General features: G+C 39.7%; 23 protein-coding genes. 21 read left to right on the top strand and 2 right to left on the bottom strand.

Translation table 11 applies throughout. The features are described 5' to 3' along the window. Nucleotides 1-522: 522 nt before the first annotated feature. From rpmH to IGL36_RS13410, 5 genes are all read left to right on the top strand, one after another. Nucleotides 523-657 (top strand): 50S ribosomal protein L34, encoded by a 135-nt coding sequence (rpmH, locus tag IGL36_RS13430; RefSeq protein ID WP_002356012.1) that lies wholly within the window; start codon nucleotides 523-525, stop codon nucleotides 655-657. 203 nt (nucleotides 658-860) lie between these two features. Further along, the gene (gene rnpA, locus IGL36_RS13425; protein ID WP_002356011.1) at nucleotides 861-1,217 is read left to right on the top strand and encodes a ribonuclease P protein component; all 357 of its coding nucleotides are present in this window, start codon (nucleotides 861-863) and stop codon (nucleotides 1,215-1,217) included. Continuing rightward, a complete protein-coding gene (locus tag IGL36_RS13420; RefSeq protein ID WP_002356010.1) occupies nucleotides 1,217-2,044 on the top strand; it encodes a YidC/Oxa1 family membrane protein insertase in 828 nt (275 codons plus the stop codon). Before rnpA ends, IGL36_RS13420 begins: the two co-directional genes overlap by 1 nt. A 14-nt stretch (nucleotides 2,045-2,058) precedes the next feature. Next, on the top strand, nucleotides 2,059-2,835 hold the full coding sequence (jag, locus tag IGL36_RS13415) for an RNA-binding cell elongation regulator Jag/EloR (protein WP_002356009.1): 777 nt from the start codon (nucleotides 2,059-2,061) through the stop codon (nucleotides 2,833-2,835). A gap of 177 nt (nucleotides 2,836-3,012) precedes the next feature. Next, nucleotides 3,013-3,735, top strand: coding sequence for a response regulator transcription factor (locus IGL36_RS13410; RefSeq protein WP_002363545.1), 723 nt, complete (start codon nucleotides 3,013-3,015; stop codon nucleotides 3,733-3,735). Nucleotides 3,736-3,778: 43 nt separating this feature from the next. Here the strand turns inward: IGL36_RS13410 and IGL36_RS13405 are convergent, their stop codons facing one another. Continuing rightward, entirely contained in the window at nucleotides 3,779-4,474 is a 696-nt protein-coding gene (locus tag IGL36_RS13405) for a GntR family transcriptional regulator (protein WP_002397724.1), read from the bottom strand. Between the two features lie 133 nt (nucleotides 4,475-4,607). Continuing rightward, nucleotides 4,608-6,005 (bottom strand): CitMHS family transporter, encoded by a 1,398-nt coding sequence (locus tag IGL36_RS13400; RefSeq protein WP_002356005.1) that lies wholly within the window; start codon nucleotides 6,003-6,005, stop codon nucleotides 4,608-4,610. Between the two features lie 404 nt (nucleotides 6,006-6,409). Between IGL36_RS13400 and IGL36_RS13395 the strand changes: the two genes are divergently transcribed. The 16 genes from IGL36_RS13395 (at nucleotide 6,410) to IGL36_RS13320 (ending at nucleotide 26,593) form a co-directional block, all read left to right on the top strand. Continuing rightward, nucleotides 6,410-6,772, top strand: a complete 363-nt coding sequence (locus IGL36_RS13395; RefSeq protein WP_430609057.1) for a hypothetical protein — start codon at nucleotides 6,410-6,412, stop codon at nucleotides 6,770-6,772. Continuing rightward, entirely contained in the window at nucleotides 6,756-7,157 is a 402-nt protein-coding gene (locus IGL36_RS13390) for an acetyl-CoA carboxylase biotin carboxyl carrier protein subunit (RefSeq protein ID WP_002363547.1), read from the top strand. Before IGL36_RS13395 ends, IGL36_RS13390 begins: the two co-directional genes overlap by 17 nt. A 29-nt stretch (nucleotides 7,158-7,186) precedes the next feature. Beyond that, nucleotides 7,187-8,302, top strand: a complete 1,116-nt coding sequence (locus IGL36_RS13385) for a sodium ion-translocating decarboxylase subunit beta (RefSeq protein WP_002383526.1) — start codon at nucleotides 7,187-7,189, stop codon at nucleotides 8,300-8,302. A gap of 21 nt (nucleotides 8,303-8,323) precedes the next feature. Next, nucleotides 8,324-8,458 (top strand): OadG-related small transporter subunit, encoded by a 135-nt coding sequence (locus tag IGL36_RS13380; RefSeq protein ID WP_002356001.1) that lies wholly within the window; start codon nucleotides 8,324-8,326, stop codon nucleotides 8,456-8,458. Between the two features lie 32 nt (nucleotides 8,459-8,490). Further along, entirely contained in the window at nucleotides 8,491-9,483 is a 993-nt protein-coding gene (citC, locus tag IGL36_RS13375; RefSeq protein ID WP_002397726.1) for a [citrate (pro-3S)-lyase] ligase, read from the top strand. Between the two features lie 5 nt (nucleotides 9,484-9,488). Then, nucleotides 9,489-9,797, top strand: a complete 309-nt coding sequence (gene citD / locus IGL36_RS13370; protein WP_002355999.1) for a citrate lyase acyl carrier protein — start codon at nucleotides 9,489-9,491, stop codon at nucleotides 9,795-9,797. After that, nucleotides 9,785-10,672, top strand: coding sequence for a citrate (pro-3S)-lyase subunit beta (gene citE, locus IGL36_RS13365; protein ID WP_002355998.1), 888 nt, complete (start codon nucleotides 9,785-9,787; stop codon nucleotides 10,670-10,672). Before citD ends, citE begins: the two co-directional genes overlap by 13 nt. Before the next feature lie 2 nt (nucleotides 10,673-10,674). Then, on the top strand, nucleotides 10,675-12,207 hold the full coding sequence (gene citF / locus IGL36_RS13360) for a citrate lyase subunit alpha (RefSeq protein WP_002355996.1): 1,533 nt from the start codon (nucleotides 10,675-10,677) through the stop codon (nucleotides 12,205-12,207). Further along, nucleotides 12,200-12,736 (top strand): citrate lyase holo-[acyl-carrier protein] synthase, encoded by a 537-nt coding sequence (gene citX / locus IGL36_RS13355; protein ID WP_002390266.1) that lies wholly within the window; start codon nucleotides 12,200-12,202, stop codon nucleotides 12,734-12,736. The genes citF and citX overlap by 8 nt, the downstream gene beginning before the upstream one ends. After that, nucleotides 12,729-14,126, top strand: a complete 1,398-nt coding sequence (locus IGL36_RS13350) for an oxaloacetate decarboxylase subunit alpha (RefSeq protein ID WP_002359205.1) — start codon at nucleotides 12,729-12,731, stop codon at nucleotides 14,124-14,126. The genes citX and IGL36_RS13350 overlap by 8 nt, the downstream gene beginning before the upstream one ends. A 117-nt stretch (nucleotides 14,127-14,243) precedes the next feature. Beyond that, nucleotides 14,244-15,416, top strand: coding sequence for an NAD(P)-dependent malic enzyme (locus tag IGL36_RS13345; protein ID WP_010710949.1), 1,173 nt, complete (start codon nucleotides 14,244-14,246; stop codon nucleotides 15,414-15,416). Between the two features lie 6 nt (nucleotides 15,417-15,422). Beyond that, the gene (gene citG / locus IGL36_RS13340) at nucleotides 15,423-16,292 is read left to right on the top strand and encodes a triphosphoribosyl-dephospho-CoA synthase CitG (protein ID WP_002397728.1); all 870 of its coding nucleotides are present in this window, start codon (nucleotides 15,423-15,425) and stop codon (nucleotides 16,290-16,292) included. Nucleotides 16,293-17,033: 741 nt separating this feature from the next. After that, a complete protein-coding gene (locus IGL36_RS13335) occupies nucleotides 17,034-21,998 on the top strand; it encodes an Ig-like domain-containing protein (RefSeq protein WP_025189619.1) in 4,965 nt (1,654 codons plus the stop codon). A 232-nt stretch (nucleotides 21,999-22,230) separates the two neighbouring features. Next, nucleotides 22,231-23,628: a tRNA uridine-5-carboxymethylaminomethyl(34) synthesis GTPase MnmE gene (gene mnmE, locus IGL36_RS13330; protein ID WP_002355989.1), complete on the top strand. Its 1,398-nt coding sequence runs from the start codon at nucleotides 22,231-22,233 to the stop codon at nucleotides 23,626-23,628. Nucleotides 23,629-23,647: 19 nt separating this feature from the next. Continuing rightward, on the top strand, nucleotides 23,648-25,546 hold the full coding sequence (gene mnmG, locus IGL36_RS13325) for a tRNA uridine-5-carboxymethylaminomethyl(34) synthesis enzyme MnmG (RefSeq protein ID WP_002355988.1): 1,899 nt from the start codon (nucleotides 23,648-23,650) through the stop codon (nucleotides 25,544-25,546). Between the two features lie 306 nt (nucleotides 25,547-25,852). Next, nucleotides 25,853-26,593: a hypothetical protein gene (locus IGL36_RS13320; RefSeq protein ID WP_002386435.1), complete on the top strand. Its 741-nt coding sequence runs from the start codon at nucleotides 25,853-25,855 to the stop codon at nucleotides 26,591-26,593. Nucleotides 26,594-26,612 lie beyond the last annotated feature (19 nt).

The raw sequence follows: 26,612 nt of genomic DNA, 5'->3' as shown, positions 1-26,612 counted from the left end.
ACAGTGACCTCCTATATGTTTAAATTTTGGTTATCTAAAAAATGTGGATAACTTAAAAGAATGAGCATAGTCGATTTTAGCATTTTTTTAAAACTTTTTCCACAAGCAATTGTTCAATGTGGAAAAAAAGTACACAAGGGTGAAAAAAGTTTTCCACAGGGTGTCGACACTTGCGGAAGAAAGTGGTTGTTGAATGAGTTATCCACAAAAAGTTGAGAATAATTAAGCTTGACACAATCATGTTTCAAGAACTTATCAACAGCTGAAAAAACACCTGTGCAAAACTTTTTAACAGGCTGTTTTTTTGTGTAAAACTAGTGGAAAAATGGCTGTGAACAGAAAAAAATGTGGAAAACTATCCACAAGCTACTCACAGGAAAATTTAATTTGTGGATAATTGAAACGAATCTTTCTCAGGAAATATTTCTTAAATTTTATTGACAAAAGACCCCATTACTCGTTATACTATCAAAGTATGTCTATATATTGATGGATAGTTACAATTTCAGGAGGTGTAATTGCATGAAAAGAACGTATCAACCAAACAAACGTAAACGCCAAAAAGTTCACGGATTCCGTAAACGTATGAGCACTAAAAATGGCCGTCGCGTATTAGCAAGCCGTCGTCGTAAAGGTAGAAAAGTTATTTCTGCTTAATGATGGTCTGGTCTTTTAAACAGTCAATTTCTAAGAACCCTTAGTTATCTCCATAATTTTTTGGAAGATGTGAAGATAACTAAGGGTTCTTTTTCTGTTTTCAATAAAAGAAAGCAGGATTCTATAGAAAAGGCTACTAAAAAAGAGCGGAAATATGCTATTATTATTAAGAAGTAAAAAAATATAGAAACAAAGGGATGCCGATGAAAAAGTCCTACCGTGTCAAGAAAGAAAAAGAATTTCAACAGGTGTTTAATAAAAAACAATCTTGTGCAAATCGTCGTTTCGTGGTGTACGTTTTAGAGAAACCACAACAAGCCCATTTTCGAGTGGGGATTTCTGTTGGGAAGAAAATTGGAAACGCGGTCACAAGGAATGCTGTGAAGCGGAAAATCCGCGCGAGTTTATTTCAATTAAAAGACCGTATCTCTCCAGAAATTGATTTTATCGTGATTGCACGTCCAGGATTGGAAAAGTTATCGTCTGAAGAAGTGAAAGCTAATTTAACACATGTGTTAAATTTAGCTAAAATATTAGATGTAAGAGAGGGAATTGAGTAGTGAAGAAGTATAAGCGCTTATTATTAATGGCTGGGTTAGTGACCTTAGTCTTTGTTTTATCCGCCTGCGGAACCGCGCCCGTAAGTGAAAGTAGTACAGGAATTTGGGATCGATACATTGTTTATTATTTTGCCCAAGCGATTAAGTTCCTATCATTAGGCGGCAGTGTCGGAATTGGGATTATCCTATTTACGTTAGTCATCCGGATTATTTTATTGCCGTTGATGCATTTCCAAACGAAGAGTATGCGTAAAACACAAGAGTTGCAACCGCAATTAAAGGCCTTGCAACAAAAATATTCTTCAAAAGATCCTGAAACACAACGCTTATTCCGAGAAGAACAGCAACGTTTGTATGCAGAGAATAATGTGAATCCTTACATTGGCTGTTTACCACTGTTGGTTCAACTACCAATCATGATGGCTTTGTATCAAGCCATTTCACGCGTGCCTGAGTTAAAAGAAGGAACGTTCTTGTGGTTAAGCCTCGATAAGCCGGATCCGTATTTAATTTTACCGATTTTAGCGGCTGTCTTTACGTTTGCTAGTACGTATCTTTCAAGTATGAGCCAACTAGAAACAAATGCCTCACTGAAAATTATGAATTACGTTATGCCAGCGATGATCTTCTTTATGGGGATTTCATTAGCCAGCAGTTTATCTCTTTACTGGGTGGTCTCAAATGCCTTCCAAACAGGGCAAACATTGTTATTAAACAACCCATTCAAAATCCGTAAAGAGCGGGAGGAAGCAGCACGTCAAGCCAAAGCACGGGAGCGAGCGCTTGAACGAGCAAAAAGTCCTAAGAAAAAAGGGAAGAAAAAATAAAGGAGGTCGTTCAGATGCCGATTTATGAAGGAAATACAATCGAAGAAGCAACGCAGAAAGGCTTACAAGCACTTGGTTTAACCAAAGAGGATGTTACAATTGATGTGTTAGACGAAGGAAAAAAAGGATTTTTAGGTCTAGGAAAAAAACTTGCCCAAATTTCAATGGAACCAACGATTAGTGAGCAAGTCACAGAAGCGGTCGAAGAAACAGTGGAAGATATTGTTGTTGCCGATGAAGCAAAAGCAGTGGAAGAAGCAGTTGAGGAATTAACCGAAGCAATTCCTAGTCTCTCAGAGGAATCAACACATTCTTTAGAAAATCTGGAAGACGAAGCTGCTATTACTGAATTAGCGATGTATTTAACGAATATTTCAAATGAACTGAACGCCCCTGCCATGGTTCGCATAGCGCGCGAGAATGGCAATATTATCTTCCATTTAGAAACAGAAAAACAAGGTATCTTAATTGGAAAACACGGAAAAGTGTTAAATGCGTTACAGTATTTAGCGCAAGTCTTTATTCACCGCATTGCAAGCAATAAGCTATCGATTGTTGTGAATGTCGGAAATTATCGTGAAAAACGTCATGAAATTTTGGAACGTTTAGCGAAACGCACCGCGGAAAAAGCCAAACGCACTGGGCGGCCAGTCTTCTTGGAACCAATGCCGGCTTTTGAAAGAAAACAAATTCATCACACGCTAAGTAAAGATGAGCAAATCAAAACCCATTCTGAAGGGGATGAACCTTATCGGTATTTAGTGGTTGAACCAGTTAAGAAGTATTTTTAAACAAACAAAGAAACGTTGGCAACTCTCAGCAGGGACTGAATAGTTGCCAACGTTTCTTTGTTAAATGATTTTTTAGCCGTCTCCGTTTCTTTTTTTATGTTATGATAATCAGTAATTACTCCAGTAGTAAATTCAAATGAAAAAGTTTTGTAAAGAGACGTAGGGGGAGCAACAGGTATGCGTACGGAGAAAATACTGGTTGTAGATGATGATGCAGCAGTTCGTCGCTTGATTTGGAAAGCATTACAATCAACAGGTATTCTTATTTACCAAAGTGAATCAATTGAAAAAACAAAAGATATTGTGTCCAGAGTTACCTTTGATTTGTTCATTTTAGATGATAACTTGGAACATGACAGCGATGGTTACTACTTAGTCCAAATGATTAGAGAGAAATATCCACTAGTGCCAATTATCTTTTTTAGTAGCAAAAAAGAAGAAGAGGATATCATTGCAGCCTTGGAAATGGGCGTGGATAGTTATATAACGAAACCTTTTTCCTTGAATGTTTTTAAGGCTCAGGTGATTGCTTCGTTGAATCGAGCTCGAATGATTCGAAAACAATTGAATGTTTATAAAAAAGAAGAGCTACAGGTAGGCGATTTCCGTTTTGATTATGGTCGTTATCAACTATTTAAAAAGGATTTACCTATTTCATTGTCTTCGAAAGAAGTTCAATTAATTCAATTTTTTCTGGAGAATCCCGAGCAAGTATTCTCTAAAGAACAAATTTACAGCAGTGTTTGGGGTACTGGGGATGTCGATGCGAATACGATTATGGTTTTTATTAATCGTTTACGAAGTAAATTAGAAGAAAACCCGAAAGAACCTTGTTACCTTCGGACCGTTTGGGGCATTGGTTATACCTTTACGCCAGATGGTTGCGTACAAAAAAAATGAAAAAAGGCCCGCAGTTGCACGAGCGACTGCGGGCCTTTTTTGATTATTCAATTTGTCGATGTTCCATTTCTTTCAAAATAAATTGAAGCGAACGATTTAGATGTTCATGGGTTAAAAGTGTGATCTGGTCAATATTCTTTGTTTTCATTCCGCGGAAAATTAACCAATGTTCTTCTAGGGCAATACTACGACGTTCTGAGGCACGAATCGCAATATCTCTGAAATAGATTAAGTAAGCATGGAGATCAGTCACAATTTTTTTTAAACGTAGCATCTGACTCTTAGTATAAATAAAGGAATTAAAATCTGAAAAGTTCTGTAGTAAGTCATCTACTTGGTTATTTTTATTGTATTGTTCTCCTTCGAGAAGTAAGGCTTCCAATTCATCAAAATCTTCTGGTGTCATGAGTTCCATGGCTTTAATGGTTGCTAAAGTGTCCAAAGATTTACGAATATCATAAATTTCATAAGCATCTTTCATACTAATCCCTTTAACCACGATACCTACCATAGGTATATGTTCCACCAATTGTTCTTTGACCAATTCTTGTAAAGCAAAGCGAATGGGCGTCCGACTAATGTTTAATTGCTCGGAAAATTCTTTTTCGTTAATCCGTTCACCTGCAGGAATATCCCCTAAAATAATGGTTTTTTTAAAGGCTTCGTAGGTACAAATTTTTAGAGGTTTACTGCTGGTTAAATCTAAGTTCCGTTTTACTGCTTCAACCGTTGGATTCATATGAGGCACCTCCCTATAGGTTATTTTTATAGATAATAAATATAATATTAAAAATGAAAATATAACGCAAGAAAAGACAAAATGAAAAGAAAACCGAGGAGAAAAGGCACTCCTACGGTTTCAGCGACGACGTTTAATTTTGTGGAATAAATAAAGGCATGTGACCTAAAGCAACAATTGTAACAACGAAAATAACGAAAATTCCTAAGGCATATTTTGCTGATTCTTTTTGCCATTGGCCCATATCTAAACCAGTTAAACGTAATAGCAAGTAAATAAATGCCACTAATGGACTTAATAAGTGGAACGCTTGCCCCATTAAGGAAGCTAAAGCCATAGACATATTGTCAAATCCATAAGAACGTCCAGCTTCTGCTAGGACTGGTAAGACACCGAAATAGAAACCGTCGTTTGAAATAAAGAATGTTCCTGGTGCTGAAATGAACGCAATCACTAAGCCCCAAGCGCCGGCTAATTGTTTTGGAATAATATTAACAAAGCTATTTGCTAAGGCATTGGCCATACCAGAACCTTGGAATAAGCCCATGAAGACGCCAGCAGCAAAAACTAAGATAACTACTTGCACAGCATCACCAGCATTTGCACTAATACGGCTGCTTTGATCTTTTAATTTTGGATAGTTAATCATTAAAGCGATACAAGTACCAACTAGGAATAATAATAACGGTGGCATTTCAATCCACGAAGGCAAACCTAATTGACCAACGAATGAACTTAGGACTAACCAACCGATTAAGACAATCGTTAAAATACCATTGAACGCAAAATTCTTTGGACGACGAATTTCTAATAACTCAGGATCGTTAACAATAGTCATTTCTTCCAATTCTTTATCAGTAAGCGTTGTCACGCCTAAGCGAGCACGTTCTTTTTTCCCCATGCGATAAGCAACAAAGAAGATAACATACAATACAGATAAAATCATACCAGGTGCTAAATAAGAAAGAATGTCGGCATCAACTTCTAGTACGGCCATGGCACGAGCTGTTGGACCGCCCCAAGGTAATAAGTTCATAATGGTGTTTTGTAAGATAACAAGCACACCTAAATTCATCAATTTCATATTAAGTTTTTTGTAGATGGGAATAAACGCAGAACAGCAAATCAAGGTCGTAGTTGTTCCATCTCCGTTTAAGGAAACAGCAGCAGCAACTACCGCAGTAGCCATCAAGACTTTCATTGGATCGCCTTTAGCAAAGTAAATCATTTTTTTAGTGATTGGGTCAAACAAACCAGCATCCAACATAATAGAGAAGTAAAGAATGGCAAATAATAACATAATACCAGTTTTTGAAGTAGTTGAAATCCCATCTAAGACGAAATTCCCAATGTTGACTTCAGGGACAACACCGTCAGCACCAGGTGGCGGACTCGCTACTCCAGTTGCAATTGCAATCAAAGTAAAAATAAGAGGAATAATTACTAAAGATGTAAACGGTGACAATTTCTTTTTCATGATTACATACATAAAGATGATAATCATACCATAAGCTAAAATAGTGAGTAACATGTTTTTCTTCCTTTCTTTTTTTAGAACTTTTTTGTAAGCGTTAACAACCGGTGTTAATAAAAAAGAATAGCCATGAGAAATGTTTCACAGTATTCTGGTTTACAACAAAAAATATTTTTTGTGTTTGTCTATAGTGTGAGAATATACAAACTTTCGCAGAGAATAAATAGCCTAAAACAAAAAGAACATCAAAAAAACAATTCAACAATCAAATTCTTATTAATAACTTAATATAATATTAATAGAATCTTAACGGCTGATAAATGCTTATATACCAATGTTTACAGAGTTTTTTTCACAAAATAAACAATAAAAGAACAATCTGAGCTAGTGTTTTCACTAGGTTTTTTAACGGTTTTTTCTATAATGAACGTATACCAAGAATTAGTGAAAGGAGAGACAATATGGGCCTATTTAAGTCCTTATTCAAGAAAGAGCAACACACGCAGGATACCGAGATTAATGAAAGCGTTATCCAACGTGAAGCGGATAACTTGGAAAAGCGATGGATAGATATACCAGCATATATTCCTTCTGAGCCAAAAGAATATCAATTGGTAAGTATTGTGGCCACTGCCATCGCAGCAGGAGAGTTTCCAGAAAGTCGTTTTGTTATCAAAAAAATCGCAAAACGAAATCCAGAAGCAAAAGAAGTTGCCATTATTGCAGCCAGTATAGCTGCAGAGCTTTCAGAAGAGTCTCAGCTAGTTGTCAAAAGAATTTCAAAACAAAACCTTGAGGAGGATCATTATGTTACGCAAATTTAAAATTTCAATTGATGGGAAAGAATATTTAGTCGAGATGGAAGAAATCGGTGGCGTCCCACAACCAGCACCTGTTGCGCCACAACCAACAGCGCCAGTTGCTACGACAGAAACACCAGCCCCTGCTGTTGAAGAAGCCCCAGCGCCAGCAGCACAGCCAGCCGCCCCAGCAGGAGCAGATGCAATGCCTGCGCCAATGCCAGGAACTGTGTTAAAAGTATTAGTCAATGTTGGTGATACGGTGTCTGAGAACCAACCATTGTTAATTTTAGAAGCAATGAAGATGGAAAATGAAATCGTTGCAGGAAAAGCAGGTACGGTAACAGGAATTCATGTTACCCAAGGCCAAATTGTGAACCCAGGGGAACCATTAATAACAATTAACTAGAATTAATTTAAGAAGAGGAAGTGATTTGTGTGGAGACACTGATTCAAGGTGTTATAGGAATGGGCCAAGAACCAGGACGCATTGTGATGATGCTGATTGGTGGACTATTAATGTATTTAGGAATAAAAAAAGAGTATGAACCAACACTTTTAGTGCCGATGGGTTTAGGAACGATTTTAGTGAACTTTCCTAATTCCGGCGTATTGAGCGCTGGCGGCGAGCCAGGTCCGTTTAATGTTCTTTTTGATTTTGGAATAAAAACAGAATTATTCCCGTTATTATTATTTATTGGGATTGGGGCAATGATTGATTTCGGTCCATTGTTACAAAATCCGTTTATGTTGATGTTTGGTGCCGCTGCACAGTTTGGGATTTTCTTTACAGTTATTATGGCTGTTTTATTAGGTTTTGATTTAAACGATGCTGCTTCGATTGGGATTATTGGTGCCGCTGATGGCCCAACGTCTATTTTCGTAGCAAATACCTTACATTCAAAATACATGGGGGCCATAATGGTTGCCGCTTACTCCTACATGGCGTTAGTTCCGATTATTCAACCAGTAGCGATTAAAGCAGTGACGACGAAAGCCGAACGTCGGATCCGTATGACTTATCGGGCCGGTGAAGTTTCTCAAACAGCGAAAATTCTTTTCCCGGTTGTTATTACGATTGTCGCAGGGTTAATTGCGCCGGTGTCATTACCATTAGTTGGTTTCTTAATGTTTGGGAACTTATTAAGAGAATGTGGCGTTTTGGATCGTTTATCCATTACAGCTCAAAATGAATTGGTGAATATTATTAGTATCTTGCTAGGACTATCTATTTCCGTTAGCATGAACTATGCAGAGTTCTTAAAAGTCGATACATTGATGGTTATTGGCTTAGGGTTAGTCGCCTTTATTATGGACTCAGTCGGCGGCGTGCTTTTTGCTAAATTCTTGAATTTATTTAGAAAAGAAAAAATCAATCCAATGATTGGTGCTGCGGGTATTTCCGCTTTCCCAATGTCTAGTCGGGTCATTCAAAAAATGGCTACAGATGAAGACCCACAAAACTTTATTTTAATGCATGCTGCTGGTGCCAACGTTTCAGGACAAATCGCTTCTGTAATTGCTGGTGGCTTACTATTAGCCTTTTTAACATAGGACGGAAAGGAGAACGAATACATGTCTGTTAACATGGAAGATTTAAAAATTGCTTTTGAACTGTTAGGTTTTGGTTGGGGCGGCGTTTTCGTTGTTTTATTTATCATTTATCTAGCATCTAAATTACTAACAAAATTATTTCCAATTAAAAAATAAAGGAGGTTATTGCTGTGAGCAGCGTATATACAATGAAAAGAATCTGGTTGCAAAAAGATAAAAAAGCTTATCAAGCTTGGCGCGAATTAATGGAAAAAGCCGAATTGCAAACGACAGAAGCACTTGATTACACCGTTGGCATATATGATGACACAGCATTAATCGCCTCTGGCTCGCTTTCAGGCAAAACGATTAAGTGCGTGGCCGTTTGTAAAAAATATCAATCTGAAAATTTGTTAACCCAATTGGTGGTTCATCTACTTGAAAAACTGAGAGAAGAAAACCAATTACACAGTTTTTTGTATACAAAACCAAAAAATGAACAAATTTTTCAGTCGCTAGGCTTTCAAAAAGTGGTTGCGAATCAAGAGGTGCTATTTATGGAGCAAGGCAAACCAGATTTTGCCGATTATCTTGATTACCTGACACAGCATAAAAAAGCAGGGCCAGCCAGTAGCATTGTCATGAATGCAAATCCTTTTACGAAAGGCCATCAGTACTTAGTCGAAAAAGCAGCCAAAGAAAGTCCGCACGTTTATGTGTTTGTTTTATCTGAAGATAAATCGCTATTTTCAAAAGAAGCACGTTTCGCAATGGTGCAAAAAGGGGTCGCCCATTTACCCAATGTGACAGTCCTATCTACAGAAGATTACTTAGTTTCGTCTGCGACTTTTCCTACCTATTTTTTGAAAGAAAAAGCGCCATTAGAGGTAGCTGCAATTCAAGCAACGCTTGATGCAACGTTATTTAAAGAAAGAATTGCGCCAATACTTGAAATTCAGCAACGTTATGTGGGAGAAGAGCCTTATTCAGAAGTGACCGATGTCTACAATCAAGCAATGCAACAAGTTTTCGGACAAACGATAACGCTAACCATTGTCCCGCGATTAGCGATTGATGGAGAGCTGATTAGTGCGACGAAAGTTCGCAAAGCGATGGTTGAAGGCGACAAAGAGACACTCAAGAAGTTTTTACCAGCAACAAGTTATCAATACTTAGTAGAACACAAGAAACTAATGAGGTGAAGAAAGTGAAGATTATCAAAAATGCTACTGCAGGGACAGTAGAATCAAGTGATATTATGATTACCGTCCAACCCATTGAATCAACAGAAAATACCATTGAATTAGAAAGTAGTGTCGAAAAACAATTTGGCAATCAAATTCGTCAGGTGATTACGACAACTTTGGAACATTTAGATGTCCAAGGCGTTGCGGTCAAGGCGATTGATAAAGGGGCATTAGATTGTACAATCAAAGCTCGGATGATTACAGTTTTACATCGAGGCGCTGAAAAAGAAACGTATGATTGGAAGGAGTTGGACTCATGGAACGTTTAAGAAGAACAATGATGTTTGTCCCTGGAGCGAACGCAGCAATGCTAAGAGATGCACCTTTGTATGGGGCAGATTCAATCATGTTTGATTTAGAAGATGCAGTTTCATTAAAAGAAAAAGACTCTGCCCGTGTTTTAGTCCATTCTGCTTTGAAAACTTTCGATTATGGCAATATTGAAATTGTTGTTCGGATCAATGCTTTAGATGCCGGTGGCGCAGAAGATATTGAAGCAATGGTCTTAGCTGGTGTCGATGTGATTCGTTTACCAAAAACAGAAACAGCCCAAGATATCATTGATGTCGAGGCAGTCATTACAGAAGTAGAACAGCAAAATGACATTCCCGTAGGAACAACGAAAATGATGGCTGCTATCGAATCGGCTGAAGGTGTTCTAAATGCGCCCGCGATTGCCAAAAGTTCAACTCGATTGATTGGCATCGCGTTAGGCGCCGAAGACTATGTTACCAATATGAAAACACGGCGCCATCCAGATGGCCAAGAACTATTCTTTGCTCGTAGCATGATTTTACATGCCGCTCGAGCAGCTGGGATTGCAGCTATTGATACGGTCTATTCAGATGTAGACAATACGGAAGGCTTTGAAGCCGAAGTTCGTTTGATTAAACAGCTAGGTTTCGATGGGAAATCGGTGATTAACCCTCGTCAAATCCCATTAGTTAATACTATTTATGCGCCAACAGAAAAAGAAATCCAGAATGCTAAGGAAGTAATCTGGGGCATTCGGGAAGCCGAAGCAAAAGGTTCCGGTGTTATCTCCGTAAATGGAAAAATGGTTGATAAACCAATTGTTGAACGAGCTGAACGGGTCATTGCGTTAGCATTGGCGGCTAAATTAATTACCGAGGAGGAAATATAGACATGGTAGTAAATAAAGTAGGCAAAGACATTCCTCAATCTTATGCAGAGCAATATGGCATTTATGAAGGAGAATTAGCACACATTGATGCTTATCAAGAAGCGAGCCGAGCAATTAAACCAGTGAAACCTCGGGAGACAAAACTTTTAGGAAGTATTCGTGAAGCAATTGAAAAAACAGGTTTAAAAGATGGCATGACCATCTCTTTCCATCACCATTTCCGTGAAGGAGACTATGTGATGAATTTAGTTTTAGCCGAGATTGCCGCCATGGGGCTGAAAAACATTTCGATTGCACCTAGTTCAATTGCAAATGTTCATGAACCTTTGATCGAACACATTAAAAATGGAGTAGTCACCAACATTACTTCTTCAGGTTTGAGAGATAAAGTAGGCGCCGCTATTTCAGCAGGTATCATGGAAAATCCTGTGGTGATTCGTTCACATGGTGGCCGGGCACGGGCAGTAGCAGCAGGCGATATCCATATTGATGTAGCTTTCTTAGGTGCACCAAGTTCAGATGCTTATGGAAATGCGAATGGAACCAAAGGAAAAGCTACCTGTGGTTCTCTTGGATATGCGATGGTCGATGCAAAATATGCGGATCAAGTGGTCATCATTACTGACACATTAGTACCATATCCTAATACCCCTATTAGTATTCCACAAACAGATGTTGATTATGTGGTAGAAATTGATGCAATTGGTGATCCAGATGGAATTGCCAAAGGCGCGACACGTTTTACAAAGAATCCTAAAGAATTATTGATTGCTGAATATGCCGCAAAAATAATTACACATTCTCCTTACTACAAAGAAGGCTTCTCATTCCAAACAGGAACAGGTGGCTCTTCACTAGCAGTTACGCGGTTCATGAGAGAACAAATGCTTAAAGATGGCATTAAAGCAAGTTTCGCTTTAGGCGGAATTACGAATGCAATGGTGGAACTTTTGGAAGAAGGCTTAGTAGAAAAAATTATTGACGTCCAAGACTTTGATCATCCATCAGCTATTTCTTTAGGGGAAAATGCCAATCATTATGAAATTGATGCCAATATGTATGCCTCACCGCTTAGCAAAGGGGCGGTTATTAATCAATTAGACACAGCTATTTTATCTGCTTTAGAAGTGGACACAGATTTTAATGTAAATGTCATTACTGGTTCAGATGGTGTCATCCGTGGTGCTTCTGGCGGACATTCCGATACAAGTATGGCTTGTAAAATGAGTCTAGTGATTGCACCACTTGTTCGTGGACGGATTCCAACAATCGTTGAGCAAGTAAATACAGTCGTTACACCAGGTACGAGTGTCGATGTCGTAGTAACAGAAGTCGGCATTGCAATCAATCCAAAAAGAACAGACTTAATTGATTGTTTTAAAACCTTAGATGTTCCTCAGTTTACGTTAGAAGAGTTGAAAGACAAAGCCTACAACATTGTTGGCACCCCGGAACCAATTAAATATGGAGACAAAGTTGTTGCGTTAATTGAATACCGAGATGGTAGTCTAATTGATGTGGTACGCAATGTTTAATGGGGAAAAAGTAACACTTTTAGAGATGTTGGATGCTCGCGAACAAAGAGCTGCCACACAGAAGGAGTTGTTAGAAACAGCACCAGAAGCTAGTCTCTTATCTGCCACAATGAATATTCCTGGAGAAGTAAAAAATTCGCCCACTTTAACGGCTGTTTTTTTAGAAGTAATTGACGAAGTCGAGCAACAATTGCTGGATCAAGTACCGATTGTTAATTTTTACCGGAATGAAAAGACAGGGCCTGAATATTATTTGGCGGTTTCGTTAGCCCCGCAAGAGTTAAAACAAAGAATGGTCAAAATTGAAGAAACACATCCTTATGGTCGTTTAGTGGACCTAGATGTTTTATGGGGAAATGAAGAACTAAAAAGCCTTCATCGAGGAGATTTAGGCTTGCCACCACGGCGCTGTTTTATTTGCCAAGAAGAGGCGAAAGTCTGTGGACGAAATCGACGTCACAGTCTTGAAGCAATGCAAGAAAAAATAACAGAAATAATTTTGACACGAAAGGAGCAGCCAAGTGAGTAAAAAAATTCGTTTTACAGAAACGGTGCTACGGGATGGACAACAAAGTTTAATTGCAACACGGATGCCAACCTCAGATATGCTGCCGATTATTAAAACAATGGACGAGGCAGGATTTCATGCATTAGAAATGTGGGGCGGGGCAACGTTTGATTCCTGTGTCCGCTATTTAAACGAGGATCCTTGGGAACGTCTTCGCCAAATTCGCAAAGAAGTTAAAAATACCAAACTTCAAATGTTATTACGAGGACAAAATTTACTAGGATATCGTCATTACGCTGATGATGTGGTGCGGGCCTTTGTCGAAAAATCAGTTGAAAATGGGATTGATATTATTCGTATTTTCGATGCCTTGAATGATGTCCGTAATTTACAAACAGCAATTCAAACAACAAAAGAAGCTGGCGGACACTGTCAAGCAGCGATCTCTTATACCACGAGTGAAATTCATACCATCGATTACTTTGTAAAATTAGCCAAAGAATTAAGTCAAACAGGAGCGGATTCCATTTGTATTAAGGACATGGCAGGCGTTTTGACGCCACAAACGGGTTTTGAATTAGTGAGCAAAATGAAAGATGCCATTGATTTACCTTTAGAGGTGCATACGCATGCGACTAGTGGTATTTCTGAGATGACCTATTTAAAAGTTGCTGAAGCAGGTGCGGATATTATCGATACAGCTATCTCTTCTTTCGCTGGTGGTACGAGTCAACCAGCCACAGAATCTGTAGCCATTGCGTTAGAAGATTTAGGCTTTGAAACAGGTTTAAATATGGAAAAAGTAACAGAGATTGCTGACTATTTCAATCCGATTCGTGATCGTTTTAGAAGTGAAGGCATTTTAAACCCTAAAGTTAAAGATACGGAACCGAAAACCTTGATTTATCAAGTGCCTGGTGGTATGTTATCAAACTTATTAAGTCAATTAACGGAGCAAGGTTTGCAAGACAAATATGAAGAAGTTTTAGCTGAAGTACCTAAAGTAAGAGCGGATTTAGGGTATCCACCACTAGTTACGCCGCTTTCACAAATGGTCGGAACACAAGCCTTAATGAATGTGATTTCTGGGGAAAGATATTCCTTAATACCGAATGAAATCAAAGATTATGTGCGCGGAGAATATGGCAAATCACCAGCACCTATCGCAGAAGAGATTAAGCAAAAAATCATTGGGGATGAAGAGGTAATCACTTGTCGACCAGCGGATTTATTGAAACCAGAGTTGCATAGTTTAGAAAATGAAATCCAACAATATGCAAAATCTGAAGAGGATGTCCTATTATATGCGATGTTCCCACAACAAGGAAAAGACTTTTTAGGACGTCGTGAAGATCCTTTTTACGATGTACCGTTACAGAAAGTGACAGTCAAACTTGACTTGCCAGAATAGAACGGGCAAGTGCTCCGCAAATGTATAAAGAAGCAAGGGTTTGAGCGACGATAACGGTTGTTCAAACCCTTGCTTCATCAAATAGAAAAAAGGCAGCCCGTGAAAGGAAGTGACAATGTGTTAGAAGAAGTTCTAGCAATTCATCAAAAAAATATTGGTGTACTAAGTCTTGAAGCAACAGAAGCGGTGTTAAACCATCATGATTTAGCCAAAATGTATACACCTGGTGTCGCAGAATTGAGTTTAATGATTGCCCAAAATCATGAATTAGCGCGCGAGTGGACCATTAGTGGTAAGTTAATTGCGGTTATTACAGATGGATCAGCTGTTCTGGGTCTCGGCAATATGGGCACGCAAGCGGGCTTGCCAATTGTTGAAGGCAAAGCTTTACTTTATAAAAATTTGGCGGGGGTCGATGCTATTCCCTTAGCACTGGAACAAAAATCAGTGGACGAGATGGTTCAAACAATTGAAAATTTACAAAATAGTTTTGCAGGAATCCATTTAGAAGATATTTCTGCACCAAAATGTTTTGAAATTGAAGAAAAACTTCAACAACGTTTGAACATTCCTGTGTATCATGATGACCAAGAAGGCACTGCCATTGTCGTTTTAGCTGGGCTAATTAACGCAGCTAAAATTAAAGGAAAACCTTTAAATGAATTACGTGTGGTGATTAACGGAGTTGGAGCTTCTGGTGTAGCGACCGCTAAGTTATGTATTCAAGCGGGGATTACGCATCTCACCTTAGTAGATCGCCAAGGTGTTTTAAGAGAAGAAGACCCGACATTGAATCCTTACCAACGTGCTTTGCTTCGACAGGTAATAAAACCATCAGTAGAAAACAAAGATTTAGCCACCGCTGTCGTCAATCAGGATGTTTTTTTAGGCTTATCAGAAGCGGATGTGCTAACGCCAGCCCTGATTAAATCAATGAACCAAGACCCAATTATCTTTGCTTTAGCAAATCCTAAACCAGAAATTGAACCAGCCCTCGCCCAAGCCAATGGCGTCCGTTTATTAGCAACTGGTTCTTCCAAATATCCGAATCAAGTGAACAACATTTTAGCTTTTCCAGGTCTTTTTAAAGGGTTATTGGCAGCGAAAGGCAGAAAAGTCGATGTCGGTTTGCAAATGACAGTAGCACGAAGCTTGGCCGCTATGATTTCAGAACCCACAGCAGAAAAATTCATACCTAATGTATTTGATGGCGGCGTAGTTGACACGGTTTTTAATGCTGTACTAGACTATATAAAACAAGAAAAGACCACGGCAGAAGAAGGGACGTAAGAGGCAATGACAAAGCAAGCAAGGAGTAAATTAGCGCAGCAAGCACAATTGGCACTACTCTATGAAGTGACCTGTTTAAATAAACCAGGCTTGGTGGATCCAGTCGATGCAGGCGCCCATCAAGATATGGATGTTTTCACTTTTTTAGAAAGTAGTGTGGTTTTGACTCCTTATTTTGAAACCTTCGTTCAAGCTGGGACAGAGCTACGTCATTTGCCGATTGAGGCAACATTTCGCGCAATTCGACAAGTTGGTTTAGAAGCAGAACGAGCAATGTTTGAGGCAACAGAAGGGATCAACACACATAAAGGAGCGATTTTTTCTCTAGGTATTTTTTTAGCTATCTGTGGTCGTCTAATGATTTGGGAGACCCCTTGCACCTTACAATTGTTTCAACAAACGCTTCAAACAATGACGCAAGACTTACTGGCCGACTTTGAAAACCTCGCTACGAATGAGCTAGAAAAACTGACTTGGGGTGAACGATTATTTGTTCAGCATGGCTTGACTGGAATCCGTGGTGAGGCGCAACAAGGTTATCCCGCTGTCTTTGAACAGGGAGTGCCTTATTATCAAAAACATCAAGGCACACAACAACAAAAACTCATTGATACGCTCCTTTATTTATCGCTCTATGTTGAGGATACGAATTTGATTAAACGAAGTCAAAATGTCCAAATTTTTGAAATATATCAACCGTTAATTCAGAAATATTTTGCTTTAGGGGGGACACAAACGTTACGGGGAACCCTTTGTTTAGAAAGATTGAATCACTTATTCAAAGAAAAAAATTGGAGTATTGGTGGCAGTGCAGATGCTTTAATTTTGGTGGTGTTTTTAGATAAACTCATGAAATTAAATTGGCTGACGCCTTAATTAAAAAGATAGTTACAACGCTGATTTGGTCAGTTGTTTTGACCTTATATGCTTATGGAAAGGTCTCAAGAGAATTCAAGAAAGCGATTGACAAATACCACGAAACACAGTATATTTTATTACGAAATCATTCTTATCAGAGTATACAAATACGATGATAAACAGTTGAAGCGAATCTTGATTTGCTTTTCCTAAACCTGATTCTTTTAGAATCAGGTTTTTGTTTATCTAAAAGGCGGCATTCGTTCAAAAACGGCTGTCGCCTTTTTTTATGAAATTTTTTTAATATAAAAAATTTCATAAAAAAAATCTTAAAAACAGAAAAAATTGTTATAGATTAGAGTCATTTTTTTGATGTAAAGTTTTTATGACTTACAGCCATAAAATTGATAAAAACAGTCAAAGAAGCAGAAAAAATAATAGTGGAATTTCTCAAAAAAATAAAAAAATTTTCCGTTATTTAATTATCGATTTATCAAACGATAAGTTATAATAAAATAATTTATTTATCTTTAATGATTGGGGAGAAATGTATAAACTTCCTCATTTTCCTCTCATTGTATAATAACTCACTAATGAATTAGTGAGTTTTTTAACATATCCAGGATGCTTGTTATCAAATGAATTTTTATATAAAAATTCACAGCATTATATTTTGAAAAGCTGAGGAAATGTACTAAACTGCAGGTGTTAAATCCATTTAAATCGCTAAAGGGGGAGATGAACAACTAGGGGAAGCTAATGATCTTGGTATTTATCGTTTATTTTAAAGAAAAGAGGGACGATCAGATGAAAAAGAAAATTGTTGAGGATTTTAATCGGAAAAGTCAGCATAAAAAATGGACAAAACGCAAGATGCTTAATTTAGCAATATCAAGTGGTTTATTATTTACGTCATTAGCAATCCCTGTAAGTATAGCTGTTACCTCTGGCACAATCAGTGCATCAGCAGCGGTCTTGGATATCGAACTATTATCAAATGTTACGTCAAATAATGACAGTGGCACTTCAACGAGTAATCGTTGGACAGCCGCAAACCAAAATCAACCAGTTAATTTCACGGTTTCTGGTGGCGCTTTAGCAGATGCTTCCGCTGTGTTTAGTGGACAAAAACAAGCGGTGTTAGTGGTTCCTCCTGAGTTAAGAGGAAATGTAGCTGCAGCAGGCAGCGCAGCAATCAATACCAATGTCACGATTGATCTTTCAAAAGTTACTTTTTTGACCGCCGTTTTGAATGCAGCCAATGATTTAACCAATGTCATTACTCAAATTACCAGTGGAGCGTTAGGGAATTTAACTGGTGTTGATATTGATCTGACGGAAGTGAATCGTCAGTTGGAATTAGTGAATAACATTGAAAACTTAGGTGCTGCTTCATTTACAGCTCCGGAAACGTTAGCAGCTGACGGCTCATACATTAGCGCACCAATTAGTGATGGTTTAGGGTTAGTTTTAGCCCAAAATGTTTCAAACATCTTACAAGATTTGAATGCGGCAGTTCAAGCTTTGGAGGCAAAAGGAACCAGTATCCCAAGTAATCTTGTCGCCACAGCCATAAATGCAGCCTTGCTTCCTGTCAAAGGCACGGTAAACGTGGCTGTTTCAGGTGCTTTGCCTTTATTAGCGGTTGGTGGTTCAGGTGTGAATGAGTTAGTGGATGCTTCTTTACTAGGCGCAACTACGGTTACTTTACCAACTACCGTTTCAACACCTCAAAATTTATCCAATAATTTAGATGCTCGTTTTGTAGGAACAGTCGTTCAAACAGATCTTTTAGACGTTAATTTATTAGCAACAGCAGACGGTGTATCCAACATTTATTTTGCTGCAGGTACTACTAGTGAAGTAACCGCACCTACCGTAACAGGAGTAACAGGCAATTCAACGGCAGGTTACGAAGTTAAAGGAACTGCCGATGCCAATGCCACGGTTGAAATCCGAAATGCAGGAGGTGCCGTGATAGGTACAGGTACTGCTGATGGGACAGGGGCATTTACAGTTACCATTCCCGCAGGTGAAGCAGGTGCGAATGAAACGTTAACCGCCGTAGCGAAAAACGCCAGCGGCACAGAAAGTACGCCAACAACGTTCCAAACACCAGCGGATGAAGCAACCGTAACCGCACCAACAATCACAGGAGTGACAGGTAATTCAACGGCAGGTTACGAAGTTAAAGGAACTGCCGACGCCAATGCCACGGTTGAAATCCGAAATGCAGGAGGCACCGTAATAGGTACAGGTACCGCCGATGGGACAGGGGCATTTACAGTTACCATTCCCGCAGGTGAAGCAGGTGCTAATGAAACGTTAACCGCCGTAGCGAAAAACGCCAGCGGCACAGAAAGCACGCCAACAACGTTCCAAACACCAGCGGATGAAGCAACCGTAACCGCACCAACAATCACAGGAGTAACAGGCAATTCAACAGCAGGTTACGAGATCAAAGGCACCGCCGACGCCAATGCCACGGTTGAGATCCGAAATGCAGGAGGCACCGTAATAGGTACAGGTACCGCTGATGGGACAGGAGCGTTTACAGTTACCATTCCCGCAGGTGAAGCAGGTGCCAATGAAACGTTAACCGCCGTAGCGAAAAACGCCAGCGGCACAGAAAGTACGCCAACAACGTTCCAAACACCAGCGGATCCTAATACACCCGTAGCGACGCCAATTGTTGAGACTGTAACAGGTAGTACAACAAAAGGCTATGAGGTCAAAGGGACTGCTGAAGTTGGCACCACCATTGAGGTTCGCGATGCAGCTGGCACGGTCCTTGGTACTGCAACAACTGGAACTGACGGAAAATATACAGTGACTTTAGATCCAGGAAAAGCAACAGCAAATCAAACGCTGAGCGTTGTAGCGAAAAACGCTAGTGGCACGGAAAGTCAACCAGCAACGGCGACAACACCAGCTGATGTCACTGCACCAACAGTTGATAACATCACAGGCAACTCTGGTTCGGGTTATGAAATTACAGGAACAGCAGACCCTAACACAACAATCGAAGTTCGTGATCCAGCTGGGGCAGTCATTGGTACAGGTACCTCTGATGCGAATGGTGATTTTACTGTAACGCTACCAACGGGAACGACAAATCCTGGGGATACGTTAACAGTGATTGGAAAGGATAACGCAGGAAATGAAAGTCAACCGACTGAAGTCCTTGTTCCTGCTGATGCCACGGTTACAGCACCAACTGTAACAGGAGTAACAGGTAATTCAGTTGCTGGTTATCAGGTGACAGGCACCGCTGATCCGAATGCTACCATTGAAATTCGTGATGCAGATGGGAACGTGATTGTAACAGGGACTGCCGATGGGACTGGTTCCTTTGCTGTGAACCTTCCAGCTGGGACGGCAAATGCGAATGAAACATTGACAGCGTTAGCCAAAGATCCTGATGGCAATACAAGTACACCGACAACCTTCCAAACACCAGCAGATGAAGTAGTGGCACCGCCAAGTGTCGACAAAGTTACTGGGAATACAACACAAGGATATCAAGTGACAGGTACCGCTGAACTTGGCACCACCATTGAAGTTCGTGCAACAGACGGAACAGTTTTAGGCACCGCAACAACTGGACCGACTGGCCAATATACTGTGACGTTAGCTTCAGGAAAAGCAACAGCTAAACAAACAGTGAATGTAGTTGCTAAAAATGATACTGGACTTGAGAGTCAACCAACTACAGCTATGACACCCGCTGATGTTACCACACCAACAATTGGTGACATTACTGGAGATTCAACAACTGGTTATGAAATCACTGGGACGGCGGACCCTAATACCACCATTGAAGTACGGAACCCAGATGGAACAATTATTGGTACAACGACAACGGATGATCAAGGAAACTTTACTGTGGACCTTCCAGCGGGAGCCGCTAATCCTGGTGATACATTAACAGTTGTTGGAAAAGACGGTGACGGCAATGAAAGTCAACCAACGGAAGTGACGGTCCCTGAAGATGCAACCGTAGCAGCACCAACTGTGACGACTGTTACAGGAACAACTGCCACTGGGTATCAAGTAACCGGCACGGCAGAGCCAAATGTCACCATTGAGATTCACAATGAAGCAGGTTTAGTTATTGCTACGGGAACGACTGATGGTGCTGGCGCATTTACAATCACTCTTCCGACGGGCACAGCAACAGCTAACGAAGCCTTAACTGCCATTGCGAAAGATGCTGCTGGGAAAGAAAGTAATCCGACTGCTTTCAAAACACCTGCTGATCCAGATGCACCAGTCGCGACACCTACTGTTGACAAAATCACTGGTAGCACGACAAACGGCTATCAAGTAGTAGGAGCAGCAGAAGTTGGTACAACAGTTGAGGTGCGTGACGCCGATGGCACAGTCCTTGGCATGGCAACTACTGGAACTGATGGCAAATACACAGTGACTTTAGAGCCAGGGAAGGCCTCAGCTAACGAAACAATAACTGTCGTAGCGAAAAATGCAACAGGAAAAGAAAGTCAGCCAGCTACAGCAACTACACCAGCCGACTTAGCCACACCAACCATTGATTCTATTACCGGAAATTCTGGTAAAGGTTACGAAATCACTGGAACGGCGGAGCCCAAAACCACTATTGATGTCCGTGACGCAGACGGAACCATCATTGCTGCTACCACTGCTAACGAAACCGGCCAATATACGGTGACTCTACCAGCTGGCGTAGTGACACCAGGAGAAACGATTACGATTATTAGCAAAGATGGCGCTGGCAATGAAAGTCAACCAGCTACAGCCGTTATTCCAGCGGATGTTGTTTTAGCGGCGCCAACTATTACGAAGGTTGAAGGAAACAAAGCCAATGGCTATACAGTCACTGGAACTGCTGATCCAAATGTCACGGTTCAATTTTACAATAGCAGTGAACAATTATTGGCAAGTGGCAATACAACTACTGGAGGCACCTTCTCCGTTCATATTGCAGCAGGGTTAGCAACAGAAAAAGAAACGTTAACCGCACTAACCACAGATACACAAGGAAATGTGAGTCCTAAAACCACATTTATGACGCCAGCCGATATTACGGGAGAACCAGAAATTAAAATTGCGGCACCAACTGTTTCTTCAGTTTTAGGAACGTCTAAAGCCGGCTACCTCATCAAAGGAACAGCTGAACCAAACCGAATCATTCAAATTAGTAACCGACTATTAAGAAGTGTGATTGCTGTAGGTGCCACCGATGCTGAAGGCAACTTCGCTATCCAATTAACAGCGGGACAAGCGACTGCTCAACAAAGTTTACTTGCGACAGCTACAGATGGCGCAGGACATTACAGTACGGCTACAACCTTCATGACACCAGCCGACCCAACGAATCCTGGAGGAGGCAATGGTAACACTGGCGGAAATAACGGCAATACAGGCGGCAACACAGGAAACAATGGCGCAACTGGTGGGAATAATGGGAATGGTTCAAACACAGGTTCAAATCCAAATGGAGGTTCTGGTTTAGGCACAACAGGTTCTGGCTTAGGTTCACTAGGCAATGGCCTCGGTACAAATGGTAGTGGCTACCACCCTAAACTAAGCACCATCAGTTATGGCACTGGAAATCACGGGAAAACAGGCTTCTTACCTAGCACAGGTGAAAAAGAGTCTTCAGCCGTGACAACAAGTTTGTTTGGCGCCTTTGTCGCACTCCTTGCGAGCATGGGAATCATCAAACGCAAACGTAAAAACTAGCTCTCTCCTTTAATTCCTATAGATGAGAAAACGTATTGTTGAGAATTCCCCACTCAATGATACGTTTTCTCGTTCCATTTAATGAAGAAAAATTGCCAAATAGAATAAAATGTGCTATTCTATTTTCAGAAAATCGAAGGAACAAGCAGTGAAAGTGCTAAATCCAACCTGAATTTTTTAATGCAGGAGGAGTGGGCGCTTTTTTTGTTGTTATGAAGAAAGGAAGCTAATTATGCAATCAGCTACAATGGAATTTGATACAATTGCGGCGATTTCTACGCCGCCAGGTGAAGGTGCGATTAGTATTGTTCGTTTAAGTGGCGAGCAAGCAGTTGCTATTGCAAACAAAGTTTATCGGTCAGGCACTAAAGATTTAGCTAAAGTCCCCACGCACACGATTCATTATGGTCATATTGTTGATCCGCAAAACGATCAATTGATTGATGAAGTCATGCTTTCTGTGATGCGGGCACCGAAAACATTTACACGAGAAGACGTGGTAGAAATTAACTGTCATGGCGGCATTGTCGTGGTGAACCAATTATTGCAATTACTGTTACGTGAAGGCGCACGAATGGCCGAACCTGGGGAATTTACAAAACGTGCTTTTCTAAATGGCCGAATGGATCTTTCACAAGCAGAAGCAGTGATGGACTTAATCCGTGCTAAAACGGATAAAGCGATGAATGTTGCATTGAATCAATTGGATGGTAACTTGTCGGCGTTAATTCGTTCATTAAGACAAGAAATTTTAAATACTTTAGCACAAGTAGAAGTTAATATCGATTATCCAGAGTATGATGATGTCGAAGAATTAACCACGAAATTACTTTTAGAAAAAGCCGAATTTGTGAAAGCGCAGATTCAACAATTATTAACGACCGCTAAACAAGGAAAAATTTTGCGAGAAGGTCTAAGTACAGCAATTATTGGCCGACCAAATGTCGGGAAATCCAGTTTGTTAAACCATCTGTTACGAGAAGAAAAAGCTATCGTTACAGATATTGCTGGAACGACACGTGATGTCATTGAAGAATACGTTAACGTTCGCGGTGTTCCTTTAAAATTAATTGATACAGCGGGGATTCGCGAAACAGAAGACATTGTTGAACGAATTGGTGTCGAACGTAGCCGCAAAGCGTTAGCAGATTCGGATTTAATTTTGTTAGTCTTAAATCAAAGCGAAGAATTGACAGAGGAAGATCGTCAACTGTTGGAAGCAACGAAAGGCTTAAAACGCGTTATTCTTTTAAATAAAATGGACTTACCGACAAAACTAGATCCTAACGAATTACAAGAATTAGTCCCTGCAGAAGAAATTTTATCCGTTTCGGTGTTGTCAAACACAGGCTTAGACCAGTTAGAAGCGAAAATTGCTGATCTTTTCTTTGGCGGCCAAACAGGCGAAAAAGATGCTACCTATATTTCTAATACACGTCATATTGCTTTGCTAGATCAAGCAGCGCTTTCGTTACAAGAAGTGATTAACGGCATCGAAGCAGGTATGCCAGTCGATTTAGTTCAAATTGATATGACCCGTTGTTGGGATTATTTAGGGGAAATCGTCGGTGATAGTGTCCAAGATGAATTAATTACACAGTTATTTAGTCAATTTTGTTTAGGAAAATAAGACAAGAGAGGAATTTTTTATGAATCAATATCAAGCAGAATCATATGATGTTATTGTCGTCGGTGCTGGACATGCTGGCTCTGAAGCAGCCTTAGCAGCCGCACGAATGGGCGTTAAAACGTTACTTTTAACGATTAATTTAGATATGGTTGCTTTTATGCCATGTAACCCTTCTGTTGGTGGACCTGCCAAAGGAGTCGTTGTCCGAGAAATCGATGCATTAGGCGGCGAAATGGGTAAAAACATTGATAAAACCTACATCCAAATGCGGATGCTAAATACTGGTAAAGGTCCAGCAGTGCGTGCGTTGCGCGCGCAAGCTGACAAACATGCCTATGCGACAGAAATGAAACATACCATTGAAAAAGAAGAAAATTTAACCCTTCGTCAAGGGATTGTTGAAGAATTAATCGTGGAAGATGGCGTTTGTCGTGGTGTTGTAACTTCAACAGGTGCCGCATACCGTAGTCAAGCAGTGGTGATTACTGCCGGTACTGCCTTGCGTGGCGAAATTATTATTGGTGAATTAAAATATTCTTCAGGACCAAACAATTCGCAACCTTCCGTTGGTTTAGCCAATCATTTAAAAGAATTAGGTTTAGAAATCGATCGCTTTAAAACAGGAACGCCGCCACGAGTAAAATCAAGTACGATTGATTATTCTGTGACAGAGGAACAACCAGGCGATAAAGAACCCAACCACTTTAGTTACAGCACGCCAGATAGTGCCTACAATCAAAACCAAGAACCTTGTTGGTTAACTTATACGAATGAAACAACGCATGAAATTATTCAAAAAAATCTACACCGCGCCCCAATGTTTACTGGGATTGTGGAAGGTGTGGGCGCTCGGTATTGCCCATCCATCGAGGACAAAATTGTTCGTTTTGCAGACAAACCAAGACACCAATTGTTCTTGGAACCAGAAGGGTTGAATACCGAAGAAGTTTACGTCCAAGGCTTATCTACTTCTTTACCAGAAGATGTCCAAACAGAAATGCTTCATTCTATTGAAGGATTAGAAAAAGTAGAAATGATGCGTACAGGTTACGCCATTGAATACGATGTGGTAGTCCCTCACCAATTACGCCCAACATTAGAAACAAAGGTCATTGAGAATCTTTATACAGCAGGTCAAACGAACGGAACTAGTGGCTACGAAGAAGCTGCTGGTCAAGGCTTGATGGCAGGAATTAATGCTGCATTGAAAATTCAAGGCAAAGAGCCTCTTGTTTTAAAACGTAGTGATGGCTATATTGGCGTCATGATTGACGATTTAGTTACAAAAGGTACTAACGAACCTTATCGCTTATTAACGTCACGTGCGGAGTATCGTTTAATTTTACGACATGACAATGCGGACTTACGTTTAACAGAAATGGGTCATGAAATTGGCTTAGTCAAAGAAGAACAATATGCCGCCTATCTAGTCAAAAAAGCGGCTGTTGAAGCGGAAATTGCCCGCTTAGGCAAACATCGGATTAAACCAACCAAAGAAGTGCAAGCATTTTTGGAAACTAAAGGCGCTGCTGGCTTAAAAGACGGTATTTTAGCTAGAGATTTTCTGAAACGCCCAGAAATCAGTTATCAAGAAGTCGCTCAATTTATTCCCGCACCTGAAGAGGCGCTCGATCCAAAAGTGATTGAACAAGTAGAAATTCAAATCAAGTACGAAGGCTACATTAAAAAAGCCATGGAAAAAGTTGAGAAACTAAAACGCATGGAAGCAAAACGCATTCCAGAAAACATCGATTACCAAGCGATTAACGGCTTGGCTACAGAAGCAAAACAAAAACTACAAAAAATCCAACCAGAAACGATTGCCCAAGCAAGCCGTATCAGCGGTGTGAACCCCGCTGACATTAGCATTTTGATGGTCTACATCGAACAAGGAAAAATCGCGAAAGTACAAGGATAATAAGTGAAAAAAGAAAGTTGCTATTTAAATGGTGTAGTTAAACTCAAAAATTAATTTTTTTTGATTTAACTTTTAAATGCACTAGCATAGCAGCTTTCTTTTTGTATGGATGAGTTTTATTGTAGTTAATTTAGTTTGAATAGAAAAAATAAACAAGCTAACTCATAGAAATAATTATATTTTTAACATATATTAGAATGTTCTTGATTTATATTAGTGGAAAAAGTAACATATAAGTGACCACAATTATCTGAACAAAAATAAAAGTCAGGGGAGAGAAGTTTTGTGTTGAGTAAAAAATGGTATATGGGGATATCTTTATTATTATTGATTAGTTTGACTGCATGTGCATCTAATAGTGAAAGTACTGGTTCAAAAAAAAGTTCAGAAGAACCGATAAAAGTGACAAATAGTTCGAGTGATTCACAGAAAACAGAAGATTCATTGCCAAAAATAATGAATAAATTAGCAGCTAATGGCCAGTCGGTTGATGAAATCTATGTAACTGGAGATATAACTGTGGGGAATGATGCTACAGTAAAACCTGGTATTTATGATTTAGAAGTTACTGGTGGACGTGGTAATTTCACAGGAACTAGAAAAGATATTAACGGATTATTTTTTAATTGGGTCTTGGGTACACCTGATTCAGGTGCAGATTATGCTTCAAAAGTAAGATTAATTTTATTTGATGGTGATGTGTTAAGTTTTAGAAATATATCTAAAATCAAACTAAATGCTGTACCAGAAAAAGTTACAGAAGCTACAGAGTTAGGTATTGGCGAATATATAGTGGGAAGAGATGTACCTGCTGGAAAATACAAATTGAGTACAAACATGGAAATGGATCCACAGTTTGCTAATTTGGGTTGGGATTTAGATATATATAATGATAATGAAGGAAATTCTAGGTCGCAAAATTTTAATCCAGGGAATCAAGATGTAGCAATTGAGTTAAAAGAGGGAGAAATTATTTCTACTTCTTTCTACAACTCTAAACATGATGTACCGACCGACACAGCAAAATTAATTTTAACAGCAGTATAAAGTTGGAATATTTGGAAAT

Origin of the sequence: Enterococcus sp. AZ011, assembly GCF_050548355.1 — a bacterium.
GTDB lineage: Bacteria > Bacillota > Bacilli > Lactobacillales > Enterococcaceae > Enterococcus > Enterococcus faecalis.
Note: the sequence above shows the minus strand (reverse complement) of the source record. Positions and strands in the feature narration are given on the sequence as shown.